General features: G+C 52.7%; 11 protein-coding genes and 1 other annotated feature. All 11 genes read right to left on the bottom strand.

The genetic code is table 11. From position 1 onward, the window contains the following. Positions 1-5: 5 nt before the first annotated feature. A complete protein-coding gene (locus tag C557_RS0113200) occupies positions 6-2,684 on the bottom strand; it encodes a valine--tRNA ligase (protein ID WP_018752347.1) in 2,679 nt (892 codons plus the stop codon). A gap of 107 nt (positions 2,685-2,791) precedes the next feature. After that, positions 2,792-3,038, bottom strand: a binding site (T-box leader). 85 nt (positions 3,039-3,123) lie between these two features. Further along, on the bottom strand, positions 3,124-4,449 hold the full coding sequence (locus tag C557_RS0113195) for a LysM peptidoglycan-binding domain-containing protein (RefSeq protein WP_018752346.1): 1,326 nt from the start codon (positions 4,447-4,449) through the stop codon (positions 3,124-3,126). 151 nt (positions 4,450-4,600) lie between these two features. Then, the gene (locus C557_RS0113190; RefSeq protein ID WP_018752345.1) at positions 4,601-5,497 is read right to left on the bottom strand and encodes an RluA family pseudouridine synthase; all 897 of its coding nucleotides are present in this window, start codon (positions 5,495-5,497) and stop codon (positions 4,601-4,603) included. A gap of 44 nt (positions 5,498-5,541) precedes the next feature. Then, complete coding sequence (gene hemL / locus C557_RS0113185; RefSeq protein ID WP_018752344.1) at positions 5,542-6,843, bottom strand: glutamate-1-semialdehyde 2,1-aminomutase; 1,302 nt, start codon at positions 6,841-6,843, stop codon at positions 5,542-5,544. Between the two features lie 59 nt (positions 6,844-6,902). Further along, entirely contained in the window at positions 6,903-7,907 is a 1,005-nt protein-coding gene (hemB, locus tag C557_RS0113180; protein ID WP_018752343.1) for a porphobilinogen synthase, read from the bottom strand. A 60-nt stretch (positions 7,908-7,967) separates the two neighbouring features. Next, entirely contained in the window at positions 7,968-9,506 is a 1,539-nt protein-coding gene (gene cobA, locus C557_RS0113175; RefSeq protein ID WP_018752342.1) for a uroporphyrinogen-III C-methyltransferase, read from the bottom strand. A gap of 6 nt (positions 9,507-9,512) precedes the next feature. Continuing rightward, positions 9,513-10,451 carry a hydroxymethylbilane synthase gene (gene hemC / locus C557_RS0113170; RefSeq protein WP_018752341.1) on the bottom strand — a complete coding sequence of 313 codons (939 nt, stop codon included), beginning with the start codon at positions 10,449-10,451 and terminating at the stop codon, positions 9,513-9,515. 3 nt (positions 10,452-10,454) lie between these two features. Next, positions 10,455-11,153 carry a precorrin-2 dehydrogenase/sirohydrochlorin ferrochelatase family protein gene (locus C557_RS0113165; protein ID WP_018752340.1) on the bottom strand — a complete coding sequence of 233 codons (699 nt, stop codon included), beginning with the start codon at positions 11,151-11,153 and terminating at the stop codon, positions 10,455-10,457. A gap of 169 nt (positions 11,154-11,322) precedes the next feature. Then, on the bottom strand, positions 11,323-12,756 hold the full coding sequence (hemA, locus tag C557_RS0113160; RefSeq protein ID WP_018752339.1) for a glutamyl-tRNA reductase: 1,434 nt from the start codon (positions 12,754-12,756) through the stop codon (positions 11,323-11,325). Between the two features lie 217 nt (positions 12,757-12,973). Next, on the bottom strand, positions 12,974-13,375 hold the full coding sequence (gene speD, locus C557_RS0113155) for an adenosylmethionine decarboxylase (RefSeq protein WP_018752338.1): 402 nt from the start codon (positions 13,373-13,375) through the stop codon (positions 12,974-12,976). A 276-nt stretch (positions 13,376-13,651) separates the two neighbouring features. Continuing rightward, entirely contained in the window at positions 13,652-14,653 is a 1,002-nt protein-coding gene (locus C557_RS0113150; protein WP_018752337.1) for a glycoside hydrolase family 130 protein, read from the bottom strand. Positions 14,654-14,693 lie beyond the last annotated feature (40 nt).

Raw genomic sequence — 14,693 nt, 5'->3', positions numbered from 1 at the left:
CCAGCTTAGCCCTTCAGTTCAGCAATCCGGGCCAGCACTTTATCGCGTTTTTCAGCATAATCCGCCATTTTGCTACGTTCTTCCTCGATGACTTTGGCCGGAGCCTTCGCTACAAATCCCTCATTCGCCAGCTTTTTCTCTACCCGCTCAACCTCTTTGTTTAACGTATCAAGCTCTTTGGACAAGCGCTCGATCTCCTGACCGATATCAATCAGTCCGGATAACGGCAGGAACAGCTCGGCGCCAGTCACTACCGCAGTCATCGCTTTGTCCGGCACGGCAACCGTCAGGGAAGCCTCATATTCCGAGGTGTTGCAGAAGCGGCGTATATAATGAGCATTGCGCTCCAGCACCTTCAGCACTTCGGCATTCCCCGGCTTGATGAATAGCTCCACCTTCTTGCTCATCGGTACGCCCACCTCGGCACGGATGTTCCGTACAGCACGGATGACATCCATCAAGAGGTTCATTTCCTGAACAGCATCCGGTGCTTCCAGAGAGGTCTTGAACTCCGGCCAAGCGGCCAGCATAATCGTGTCGCCATCATGCGGCAAATGCTGCCATATTTCCTCGGAAATAAACGGCATAAACGGATGGATCATACGCAGTGTTCGGTCCAGAACATAGGCCAATACGGATTGGGTTTTCTGCTTGGCAGCAGCATCCTCTCCATAGAACGACAGCTTGGCAAATTCAATATACCAATCGCATAAATCATCCCAAATGAAGTTGTATAGCAAGCGGCCAGTCTCGCCGAATTCATAGGCATCAATAAGACGGGTGATATCCCGCGCTGTCTCGTTCAGGCGGTGGAGAATCCAACGATCCGAAGTCGACAGGTCCCCGCTGATATCAATATCTTCATACTGCACGCCCTCCAGATTCATTAAAGCAAAGCGGGAGGCATTCCAAATTTTATTTGCAAAATTACGCGCCTGCTCTACGCGTTCCCAGCGGAAGCGCAGATCCTGTCCTGGCGTGCTGCTGGTCGACAGCATATACCGCATCGCGTCAGCACCATACTTCTCAATAACTTCAAGCGGATCAACCCCGTTCCCCAGGGACTTGGACATTTTCCGCCCCTCGCTATCACGTACAAGGCCGTGAATGAGCGTATCCTTAAACGGCATTTTGCCGGTGAATTCATAGCCCTGGAAGATCATCCGCGATACCCAGAATGCAATGATATCGTAGGCTGTTACGAGCACATCCGTCGGATAATAACGCTTGAAATCTTCACTTTCTTCATCCGGCCAGCCCATCGTTGAAAATGGCCAGAGGGCTGAACTGAACCAGGTATCCAATACATCGTTGTCCTGAACGAGATCGTCGCGGCCCAGCTTCTCACGCGCTTCCTCCTCGCTCTTGGCTACAACCATCTCGCCGGTTTCTTGGGAATACCAGGCCGGAATGCGATGTCCCCACCACAACTGACGGGAAATACACCAATCGCGTACGTTCTCCATCCAGTGCAGATAGGTCCGCTCGAACCGCTCTGGCACGAAGTTCACGCCTTCGTTCGATTTTTGCGCATTTATAACAGGCTCTGCCAACGGCTGCATTTTAACAAACCATTGTGTGGACAAGTAAGGCTCAACAACGGCGTCCGTTCTTTCGCTATGGCCAACTTGATGCAGGTGATCTTCAATCTTGATCAGTACACCCTGCTCCTTCAAATCCGCGACAATTTTCTTACGGCAATCGGCCCGGTCCAGACCTTTGTAGGGTCCAGCTTCGTCGTTCATGACGCCGCTCTCGTCCATCACGATAATTTGCGGCAGATCATGACGCAAGCCCACTTCAAAATCATTTGGATCATGCGCCGGCGTAATCTTCACCGCGCCGCTACCAAAGTCCTTCTCCACGTACTCGTCGGCAATAATAGGAATCTCGCGGCCAATAACAGGCAACACGAGTATTTTACCGATCATGTCCTTATAACGGTCGTCCTCCGGGTGAACGGCTACGGCCGTATCGCCCAGCATTGTTTCCGGACGCGTCGTAGCCACCGTAATGGAGCCGCTTCCGTCCTTCAGCGGGTATTTCAAATGATACAAATGTCCCTGCGTCTCTTTGTACTCCACCTCGATATCAGACAAAGCGGTGCGTGCAGCCGGGTCCCAGTTAATAATCCGTTTGCCGCGATAAATCAACCCTTTGTTATACAGCTTGACGAACACTTCTTTTACGGCATCTGACAAGCCTTCATCCAGCGTAAAGCGTTCCCGGGAATAGTCGAGTGACAACCCGATCTTCGCCCACTGCGACTTGATGTTCGAGGCATACGTCTCTTTCCATTCCCAAACCTGCTCCAGAAACTTCTCGCGTCCCAAATCGTAACGGCTAACGCCTTGCTCGCGCAGCTTCTGCTCCACCTTGGCCTGCGTCGCGATACCTGCATGGTCGGAGCCTGGCAGCCACAACGCATCATAGCCCTGCATCCGCTTGACACGGATCAGGATATCTTGAAGCGTGAAGTCCAGCGCATGACCAATATGCAATACGCCCGTGACGTTAGGCGGCGGAATTACGATAGTAAACGGCTTGGCCTCCGGACGTTTTCCAGCCTGGAAGAAGCCCCCCTCCAACCAGTAGGAGTACCATTTCTGTTCTGCCGATTTCGGATCATACGTCGTTGGCATTTCCGTCGACGCTTGTTTACCTTGACCTTGGTTTTCTGTCATCCCTTTCAACCTCCGTTACAATAAGCATAGCCTTGGTTTTTTGAAGATAATCGCTAGCCAAGCAAACATCGCTTGCCCGCTGCAAAAAACAAAAAAAGCCTTTCGTCTCAAAGGACGAAAGGCTTTACTTTCGCGGTACCACCTTTGTTTCGCAAGTCTTCAAATTAAAATAAAGAGCTATACGACACTTATGCAGATAACGGCTGCTACCGGTTCATTCTAACGATTGCTGCGCTCAAACGAACAACTCCCGGGCGACTTCGGCGAGCTACGTGTCCCGCAGAATCTCTCAGCATTCTGATTCCGCTCTCTGAAGGGTTCACCCTGCCTACTCTTCCCATTCCAAGTCTTTGCCATAGATCCATTTATGTTGATCTATATTATCATAACTTGGAACACTCCCGGAGTCAATCCTAAGTCCGGCTAACCAGTCACGAGCCTAGGGAATGTAGAGAATTTGCCCTTCGGCCAGTTCATGCTCAGAGAGTCGATTATACAATTGCAGCTCCCTGGAGCTAAGATGATAGCGCTCAGCGATATCATCCAGCGTCTCTTCACGCTGCACGATCACCAGCTTTACCTTTCGGAATGGAGTTTGGTCCTCGCTCTGAATGAACAGGTTCTTCCATCTCAGCTCCTCGCCTTCGCCCACCTCGGCTCCCGCCTCATCGGCGAGATCCTCCTCATCAGCCTCCCCTTCTTCGGCAAGTCTTGAAGAGGAGGAGAGCAGCTTGGTGAGGCCAAAGCCTTCGCTGTCGCTTGAGCCGTTCTTCTTGGCGCCAAGCGCAATCTTCATTTCCTGCTTCTCTTCCGTTGGCGGATCGGAGTACTCTTCGGTTATCCCCTGAGAGGAAGCCTCTAAAGCATAGTCATCCTCAGCCAGAACTTCATCGGGCAGAGTCCCGGCTTCTTGAACGTCATCAGCGTATCCGGCATTCTGTTGGGCCTCCGTGTCGGATTGCGCATGACGAATATCGCCATAGGTGTGCGCTTCTCCCTTAAACCAGACATGACTGTCCGCTTTTTCGTCTCGCTCCTCCGCCGCTTCATATTCCTTGTCCGCCCATGCGGCGGTATTCTGGAAGCCGGCAATATCATCAGACCAGCTTAATTCCTGCTGCTCGTCCCCAGTTGGCGCCTGAGAGGGCAACCGCTCCTCCGGAAATGCTTGCCATGGAGCAGTGGATAGGGCAGGTGCTGACTGCTCCTCATGCTCCGATGATTCGGAGTATATTTCCGTATCCGCTTCCTCCCAGCCAAGCGGCGAGCCGGAACGATCCTCATCCGCCAGCAGCGAGCTGGACGTTTCCGCCTCCAATCCATCCTCGGCATCGTCTTCCTCCCCGCGAACTACATGGGCGGTCGTAAACTCCCGATCCTTCCAGCTATGGCTCTCCGATAGCAAGGTGGAGGTCTCAATTCCCTGTAGCGACAACACCCCCGTAATGTTCAAGCTTCGTGAGCTTAGAAGGTCCACATCAAAATTTTCAATTTCGACGGTGATATCCTCCAACCGGTTCACCCGGCTCAGGGGGATTGTAATTTCCACGGGAATATAGTGCTCCAGCTCCCGCTTTTCTCCCTCGCCGAGGTAAGAGCCCGTCAGCAGCAAATGACCGCGCAGCGCAGCATACTCATCACCGGGCATGACCTGGATTTTTGGATAGAGTTCGATTTCCTCCAATTCCTCAATACCAATCACTTCTTCCGATAAATGAACGCGCTCATAAATATCGAACCTGAGACCATAGGACTGATCAGCCAAAACGTTACCTCCTTTCAGCATATCCAAAACATGATTTAGCATCGGTTGCCAATGATCCAAAATCATCCTCGTTTTAATCTATATGCTTCAAAAAAGAGTGCATGCCAGCTTTTTCATAAACAGTTGGACATCTGGCCAGCGGGTCAATACTTTACTGGATTTGCTCGTAGAGTTGGTTTAGTGCCCTCGGCCAGGGATCGGCCACTTCTACCATCTCTCCGGTAAACGGATGGGGGAACGCCAGGCTCTCTCCATGAAGCGCCTGATAAGGCAGCCATCTAGTGTCTCCTCCATAAAGCGTATCTCCCGCTAGCGGATGCCCGGCATGACTAAGATGAACGCGAATCTGATGGGTTCTTCCCGTCTCCAGCGTCAAGCGGACCAGACTAAGGTTGTGCTGCGGGAAGACCTCCAGCCTCTCCACATGCGTGACCGCCGGCTTCCCGCCAGGAGACACGCGGCGCCTCTGATTATGGTGACGGTCCCGCCCAATAGGCAGATCAATGATCTTCAGCTCCGGATCGACCACCCCTTGCACGAAGGCAATATAAGTACGATGAATCACTTTGCGACTCATCGCTTCATCCAGCTTTAGCTGGGCATATTCATTTTTGGCGAACAATACCGGTCCGGAGGTGTACTCGTCCAGGCGGTGGATATGAGCTGCTGCAACCGCTTCTCCGCGCAACGCATACAGCCCGGATACCTGGTTGGCCAGCGTATTGGGCGGAGTCGTCGTCAGCCCGCTCTGTAAAACAGGGGCGACTGTTCCAGCGCCATCGGGGTGCACCTTCAAGCCAGCCGGCTTATGCACCACCAGACACCAATCATCCTCCACCAAAAGATCAAGCTCCGCTATAAGCGGAGCATAGGATGAGGTCCGAGGCGGAAAGAGGTGCAGCCGCAGGCGATCCCCGGCAAGCTTGACCCCTCCCTCGGCGTGTAATCGACGGATCAGCTTGGGCGGAGCGCCAATATGGTCCAAGAGCCAGGTCAAAGCAGCGTCAACCCGCTCTTCTCCTTCTGCTGGCGACAGCTTGCCCGGCATCAGCTCCAGCCATTCTCCCCGTCGCGCCCCATAGGTTATCCGGCTCACAAAGCTTGTAGCGCAAGCCGGTGCGCTTCGATGGTCAGATCGATATCTTCTTCTGTATGGGCACCGGACACGAACATTCCCTCGAACTGAGAAGGGGCCACGTTAATGCCCTGCTCCAGCATCGCCGCAAAATATTTATTAAACAAAGCAATATCGCTGCTCTTCGCGGTTTCGTAGTTTATCACCTGGCTATCGGTGAAGAACGGACATACCATGGAGCCAACCCGATTGATCGTGCATGGAATCCCCCGCTCCTTGGCATTGCGCACAAATCCCGCCTCCAGCTTGGCTGATAAGTGTTCCAGGCGATCATACACCTGCGGTGTCAGCAGCGACAACGTTGTGTAGCCAGCCACCATTGCCAGTGGGTTGCCACTTAGCGTTCCGGCCTGATAGATCGGGCCGTTTGGAGCGATATGCTCCATGATTTCGCGTTTGCCTCCATAAGCGCCTACCGGCAACCCGCCTCCAATAACTTTGCCCAGGCAAGTCAAGTCAGGTGTGATGCCAAACCGTCCTTGAGCACAATGCATGTCCACGCGAAAGCCGGTCATGACTTCATCAAAAATCAGCAAGCTGCCATATTTCTCGGTGATGCTGCGCAACCCTTCAAGAAATCCCGGCAACGGCGGAACAACCCCCATATTGCCAGCCACAGGCTCCACGATTATGCCAGCAATCTCCTCCCCAAACCGGTTGAAGGCTAACTCTACGGAAGCCAGGTCATTATAGGGCACAGCAATTGTATTGGCTGCTACTCCCTCCGGCACACCGGGGCTGTCCGGCAACCCCAGCGTGGCCACGCCCGACCCGGCTTTAATGAGCAGGCTATCAGCATGACCATGATAAGAGCCTTCAAATTTCATGATTTTACTGCGCCCGGTGTATCCCCGTGCCAGCCGAATTGCACTCATCGTCGCTTCCGTGCCCGAGTTAACCATTCGCACGACATCTATTGAAGGGACTCGTTCAGCAACCAATTGTGCCATCTGTGTTTCCAATAGCGTAGGCGCACCAAAGCTCGTTCCTTTGGTAGCCGTATCCTGAAGGGTCCGAACCACCTCTGGATGAGCATGTCCCATAATCAAGGGGCCCCAGGAGCAAACATAGTCGATAAAGCAGTTGCCATCAATATCATAAATGCGTGAGCCGCTGCCGCGGTCGATATACATCGGCGTCAAGCCTACCGATTTAAAAGCTCGTACCGGGCTGTTGACGCCCCCGGGCATAACCTTCTTCGCTTCGTCAAAAGCTTGCTGTGATAGTGCTGCTCCACGTCGTCCTAACTTCTCCTGCATAACGATAACCCTCCTCAATAATAAAAAGAATGGCCAAATCGGCTACTCTCTTAGCTGTCTTAACGCCCTTCACGCAACCAGCGTGCCATATCCTTGGCAAAATACGTAATGATGATGTCCGCACCGGCACGCTTCATCCCAAGCAGCATTTCCGTCACGATCGCGCGTTCATTAATCCAGCCTTGTTGTGCCGCAGCCTTGACCATGGAATACTCGCCGCTGACATTGTAGGCCACCAGAGGCAGATCGAACTGGTCGCGCAGCATCCGCAGGATGTCCATGAACGCCAGCGCAGGCTTGACCATCAGCATATCCGCACCCTCCAGCACATCGGACTTCGCTTCCCGAAGCGCTTCGCGGGCATTAGCGGGATCCATTTGATAGGTCTTCCGGTCTCCAAATTGCGGCGCAGAATCCGCAGCTTCCCGGAACGGTCCGTAAAAAGCCGAGGCATATTTAACAGAGTAAGACATGATGGGAATATGGCTAAACCCGGCTTCATCAAGTCCTGTACGGATCGCTTGCACGAAGCCATCCATCATATTGGAAGGGGCGATAATATCAGCACCTGCCTCGGCTTGAGAGACCGCTGTTTTGACCAGAAGCTCCAGCGATTCATCATTCAACACATCGCCGCATACCTGCCCGTCCCGTTCAAAGGTATGCACCATGCCGCAATGACCATGGTCCGTAAATTCGCATAAGCAAGTATCCGCTATAACGAGCATATCAGGATAACGTGATTTGATGACTCGAGTAGCCTCCTGGACAATACCATGCTCCGCATAAGCCGAAGTTCCTACACTATCCTTGGTATCGGGAACACCAAACAAGAGTACCGCGGGGATCCCCAAATCTGCGATGGTCTGAACCTCTTCCTCCAGCGTATCCAGCGAAAAATGAAAAACGCCGGGCATTGAGGAGATTTCATGCTTAACGCCACTTCCATAAGTGACAAAGATCGGTTGAACAAAATCGTCCACCGTCAGAACCGTTTCGCGCACCATGCCCCGAATGGCGGCCGATTGCCGCAAACGGCGATGTCTTACTACTGGAAAATTCATATCATGAGCCTCCTGTAATCAACTGTAACGGGCATCCCGTCAATATTAGCTTTATTTTTATTATGAAGTCCGTTGCTTCCAAGCGCACAATGCCTCAATCAGGCTGGGAATCGTGGCTTCTTGGGCAAGAATAGACACGTTGAGCCCGGCCTCCTCGGCCGTTTTGGCCGTGAGCGGACCGATGCAAGCAATCTCCACACCCTTAAGTGCAGAGGCCGGATCAGCAGCACCGCTTGCCCGCAGCGCACACAGCAAGTTAGTTACCGTGGATGAACTGGTAAAGGTAGCGGCATGAATACGCCCAAGCTCTAGCAACTTTACCAATTCCTCATCGCTTTCGTTCGCAGGCACCGTTCGATACATCACCGCTTCTGTAACCTCAAGACCCTGCTCCCGCAACACCGCGGGCAGCCATGTTCTCGACAGGTCCCCCCGGGGCAGCAGCACATGCTGTCCGACCAGCAGCTCGGGCCCATAAACATCGATCAGTCCCTCGGCCTGGAACCGTCCCGGCAACCCCTCGGCAGCGATGCCATGTGCGCGAAGTGCCGCCTGTGTAGCCGGACCAACCGCAGCTATCCGTGCACCGTAAAGCGCTCTGATATCTTTCCCCAGTCTCTCCAGGTGCCGGAAGAAATACTCCACCCCGTTAACGCTGGTAAAGAACACCCAATCATAGCGTTCCAAAGCCTCAAGGGCTTGATCAGTCACCTGGATTTGAGCATGATCCGGCATCACTACATCGATCACCGGAAGCTCGTAGGCTTCGCCGCCAAGATCTTCTATACTCCGCACCAGTTCGCTTGCCTGGGAACGGGCACGGGTGACAAGAATTCGCTTGCCAAATAGGGGAAGTGCCTCCGCCCATTGAAGCTGCTCCCGCTGACTGACGACCTCGCCAACAACAATTACTGCTGGAGGCTTAAAGTCAGCAGCGAGCACCCTCTCCTCAATATCCTCAAGCGTACCGGTCAACGTCTCTTGCTCTGCCCGGGTGCCCCAGCGTATCAACGCTACCGGCGTATCCGACGGGCGGCCGTAATGTATTAGCTGCTTGGTGATATAGCCGATATTGGCAACCCCCATCATAAAGACCAGCGTGCCTGTAGCATGGGTTACCTTTTCCCAATCAATGGCCAAATCCAGCTTATCCGGACGTTCATGGCCCGTAATGATCGATACGGAGGAGGCTATATCACGATGAGTCACGGGAATCCCTGCATAGGCAGGCACGGCAATCGCCGCTGTAATTCCTGGAACAATCTCGTAAGGAATGCCGTGACGCCTTAACAGCTCGGCTTCCTCTCCTACTCGCCCAAATATTGTCGGGTCGCCGCCCTTAAGGCGTACGACCGTCTTGCCCGCCAGTGCCAGGTCAACCAGTAATTGATTGATATCCTCCTGCTTCATCGTGTGTCTTTCCGTCCGTTTGCCCACGTATATCTTCTCTGCGCCGGGCTTGGCTCTCCGCAGCAACCCTGGATTAGCCAAGCGGTCGTAGACGATAACATCACCCTTCTCCAGGCAATCCAGGCCCTTCAACGTAATCAAGCGCGCATCCCCAGGACCCGCTCCAACCAGATAGACTTTGCCTGCCATCCTCCATTACACCCCGGCTTCCTTTAACAAATCAGCGGCCCCGAGAGAGAGCAGACGTTCCGCGACTTCTTCACCCAGCTCCAGCGGACGCTCTCCTTCGGCATGCTCCTTAAGAATGGTCACCCCATCAGTCGATCCAACCATACCGGTCAAGGAAATACGCCGGGAGGAATGCTCCAGTGTCGCATAAGCGCCAATCGGCACCTGGCAGCCACCGTTCAGTACACCGAGGAAACGACGTTCCGCCGCCACCGTCAAGGCCGTCTCTTCATCGTTGTATAGCGACAGTAAATGACGTACTTCAGCATCGTCCTCGCGGCATTCGATGCCCAATGCGCCTTGTCCAACGGCAGGGAGACATACGTCCACCGGCAAATATTCCGTGATACGTCCCTCCCAACCCATTCGGTACAATCCGGCAGCCGCCAAAATAATAGCATCAAAATGACCTTCCTCAAGCTTGCGCAGCCGGGAATCAATATTGCCCCTTACGGGCTCCAGTACCAGGTCCGGACGATAAGCCTGAAGCTGGCTGGCTCTGCGCAGGCTGCTCGTACCCACCTTGGCGCCCTCCGGCAATTTATCCAGATGCAACCCGGTTCTGGAGATGAAGGCATCCCGAGGATCCACCCGTTTGGGGACCGCTCCGTTAATCAAGCCGTCCGGCAGGACTGAAGGCATATCCTTCATGCTATGCACGGCCAGATCAATCTCCCCGCTCAGCATGGCTTGCTCAATCTCCTTCACAAATAACCCCTTGCCCCCCACCTTGGACAAGGTGACGTCCAGAATCCGGTCTCCTTTTGTTATGATTTTACGAATTTCAAATTGAAAGGGAAGATGATGTCTCTCGCATAATGCGGTCAATTCTTCTATAACTTGCCCTGTTTGAGTCAAGGCTAACTGGCTTTGTCTCGTTCCCACCACTATTGTACGCTTCGTCATTCCCTACTCCTCCTGCTTCTCGATCCAGGCCACAATATCCTCGCCGCTCTGCGGATGGAATGTCCCCGCCCGAATCGATGTCAAAATATCCGCCTCAGCCAATTTTTGAAACAATCGTTTTCTTGATCCCGGTTCCGATATGTTCATCTTGATCCAGGAGCGAGCTGAGCTTAACACTTCAATATACCGCTCATAATCATCTCCGATGTAATCATCCAGCTCGCGGCACAGTGCAAGCGCAGCCCTTGGTCCAGCACCAGATGTGGATACGGCAACAACAAGGCCACCGCGGCGAATAACCGCTGGCGTTATAAAGCTGCCTTGCGAGCCCTCACTAACGTCATTGACCGGAATTCCCAGCATGGCGCCTTCGGCAACCACGGCACTATTCACCGTTTGTTGGTCCGTTGCCGCGAAAGCGAGAAAAGCACCCCCCAAATCACCCGGTAAATACTTACGCTTAACCCAGTGAATTTTATGCTCATCCCTCTGTTTTTGTAAGTATGCTGTAATTGCCGGACTAATGATAATCGTCTGCGCCCCCGCTTCAATCAACAGCGCAGCTTTGCGCTCGGCCACCTTCCCGCCGCCAATCACCATGCATTTCTGGCCTTCCAGGTTCAGCATCACAGGTACGTAATGAGGCATGCCAAGCTCCTTTCCCGACGGCGCGCCATCGCGTTGTTGCATCGCTTCTAGCATACCTTACCCTACCGTATATTTCCATGCCGTCTCTGACAACAAGAGGAACTCCGGGTTGCCTTTCGGCAGAAAAAAACCGCCCTTCCCTCCCGAATTGTACAGTCAATTCGCAGGAGGGAACAAGGGCGGGGATCACAAATTCATCCTAAACATTATGTTGTCGCTATGCCTATATATTCACCATGGGCAATGAAGGTTCTGATTGATAGGAGACCGGGCTTGCGGCTACACTTGGGGTATCCGCAAGCTCCGGGTTATTCTCAGCAACCGGAATTTCTGGAAATTCCCCAGGCGGCGCCTCCTCTTCAACCAAAGCAGCGGCATGTTCTTCAGCGAGACGGTCTTCCAAAGCAAAGATGTGAGCAAACAAATCCAGCGCTTCTGGCCCCTGCTGCTCACCTGCCAACTCCTTGACCCGATTAATCGGATCGTGAAGCATCTGGTTTATGATACTTTTCGTGAGACGCCGAATGACTTTACGCTGGCGTTCATCCAATTCAGGCAGCTTATTAAAGAGGCTATCGAGTGTAGCCGAATGAATATCAGAGCCCTTCTCCTGAAGTGCTCGAATGACCGGCTTGACCCCCAACGTATGCAGCCATCCGCCAAAAGCCTCCATATCTTCCTCAATCATGGCTTCAATCTTGACAGCTTCGGCACGGCGCATCTCCATATTACTCTCCACGATCCCTTCCAGGTCGTCGATATCATAAAGAAAAACCTGCTCCAGCTCTCCGATAGCCGGATCAATGTCCCGGGGCACCGCAATATCGATCATGAACAGCGGACGGTCCTGACGATGCTGCATACTGCGGGCAACCTGCGAAGAAGTTATGACATAACCTTCCGCTCCCGTTGAGCTAATGAGAATGTCAACCTCTTCAAGACGTTGCAACGCCTCCTGCATCGTACAAGGCACCCCGCCGAACTTGGCGGCAAGCTCCTGAGCCCGGGCAAAGGTCCGGTTCGCTACCAACACTTCTTCCGTACCTGCGCCGCTTAGGTGCTTGGCCGTAAGCTCGCTCATCTTTCCAGCGCCAAGAATCAGTACACGCTTGCCCTGAAAGCTGCCAAATATTCGCTTGCCCAATTCTACAGCCGCATAGCTGATGGATACCGCGCTCTCCCCGATGGTTGTCTCCGAATGAGCCCGCTTGCCAAGCGTTACCGCTTGCTTGAACAGCTGATTAAACCACGTACCTGTCCCTTTCTCCTGTTGCGACAGCAAAAAAGCATTTCTCACCTGGCCGAGAATTTGCGTCTCGCCCAAAACCATGGAGTCCAGTCCACAAGCGACTCTAAACAGATGGCGAATCGCTTGCTCTTCCTCATACATATATAAATGACGTGTAAACTCTTCACGGGGAACCCCGAACCAGCGTTCCATGAAGCTTCGGATAAAGTATCCGCACATGTGCAGACGATCTACCACAACATATATTTCCGTCCGGTTGCAGGTGGCGATAATCACGCCTTCCAATACACTCTTGGTGCGCATAAGTTCCTGCAGCGCTTGCGGCATATCCTTATCAGCAAAAGAGAAGCGTTCTCTGACCTCCACAGGCGCTGTTCGGTAGTTTAGTCCGACCACGACAATGTGCATTGCAAAGTTCACCTGCCTCAAATGAAATGTCTTCAACATGAACCAAAAAGCAAACTGTGTTAATTATATCACATTAATTATTTGATCCCGTAGCTATCCGTGAGTATTTTATGACTAATTTATGAAATCGTATTCATTCAACATAAATAACCATGGACTGGCTCCATGGTTATTTATAAACTATATTTATCATGTTATGCAAATTCAACAATCAGGTTTATACGAATTCAGCAGCCTGAATCTTCGGCTCAACGACTTGCATCTCGCCCATGCCACGAATCAACTTCTTCACGTACGTCTTCTCCGGTTCCAATACGGATACCAGATATTCCACCGCTACTTGCGGATCAACCATTTCACCGCAGGTATAGCAATCGATTGCAGCAAACCCTCTCTCAGGGTATGTGTGAATCGAGAGATGGCTCTCCGACAGCATCACCAGTACAGCGGCCCCTTCTTGTGCCTCAAACTGTCTGGATTGCATAGACAATATCGTGGCCCCGCAAGCTTCTGCGGCCTCCACCAGGTGAGCTTCCAACAGCCCCGCGTTGTTCAGCACTTCAGGGTCGATCCCCCAAGCATCAACAGCAACGTGTCTTCCGAAAGTCGAATGTTCCACCTTTCGGTTCCCCCTTCCTAGGAATAAAATATGTCACAAAATTTCATCCGCTAGGACCTACGTCATTCACTTCCCGAGGGAAAACTCTCTCGCAACATCTCCATGTCCTGAGTGAATCCTGGTTCCTATATTCTTTTCAACGAAGTTTAAAATAACATCTATTACGGGCAATTGCAACCTTTTTTCAGGATATCCGCCAAAAACTGATGCATTTGCCCAGATTAACAGCCTATATGCATTCATTCTACATCAGTTTATTTAATTCTACACCCCGCTCTACGGCTCCAAACAAAGGCGAATCAAATCATCTACGTCTGCTGTAGCCAGACATTCCACCGTGTCAGCAGCACCGTAATAAATCTTTACTTCGCCGGAATCTTCAAGCAGCATCCCCCCCGGGAAGATGACATTATTTCGGAAGCCGCCGGCAATCTCATAGTCCGCCTCCGGCACGAGGAGCGGCGACTTGTACATCCCTAGCACGCGACTCGGATTGTCGAGGTCCAGCAGCATGATTCCTGCGGTGTAACGCTTTTTCCACGCAGGCTCCCAGCCGTTTTTGCCACGCGTCGGGTCCAGGTCAACCGCATGGAATGTAGTGAGCCAGCCTTGCTCCGTCTTGATCGGAGGTGCCCCCGGTCCGATTTTATCATTCGCAAAGGGTACCTGCTCCACGGCCAACAACAGCTCTGAGTCCCCCCAATAACGTAAGTCCGGCGAGCGGCTCAGCCACATATCAAATCGATCCCTGCCCCCTCTGCTATATATCGTGAACGGGCGTTCCAGACGTACATACTTACCACAGATCCGCTCCGGGAACAACACCATATTTCGATTATCCGGCACAGACAGACTGAGCACCTCGAACGATTGGAAATCATCGGTAACGGCAATTCCGCCACGGATGCCATGCTTGGTATCTACTGCAAAGCAAAGATAGCAGCGTCCCTCAATCACGGTAAGCCGCGGATCATACACCCGCTGAATCTCCTCATCATGCCAGCTCCAGCACGGGTTCGGCGCGACCGTCCACGCCACCCCGTCCTCACTGAAGGCTAGCCCCAGGTTCGTGGTATGACTTGGGTATACTTGCTCTCCTTGCTCATCGCCATAGTCATTGCGGAATACCATTACATACTTGCCCTGAAATTTGACAACGCCCGCATTAAAGACCATTGCCGGGCCATAGGGCACATCCTTGGGAGTAAGCACGGGATTAGCCGGATGGCGATGGATATGCTTGCTCGATTGAATGGGAAAGCCAAGATTAGCTTGCATCGGTCTCTCTCCTTCTCTCCTGGTAAGGGCTTTCATTTTT

Origin of the sequence: Paenibacillus sanguinis 2301083 = DSM 16941 (genome assembly GCF_000374825.1) — a bacterium.
Classification (GTDB): domain Bacteria; phylum Bacillota; class Bacilli; order Paenibacillales; family Paenibacillaceae; genus Fontibacillus; species Fontibacillus sanguinis.
Note: the sequence above shows the minus strand (reverse complement) of the source record. Positions and strands in the feature narration are given on the sequence as shown.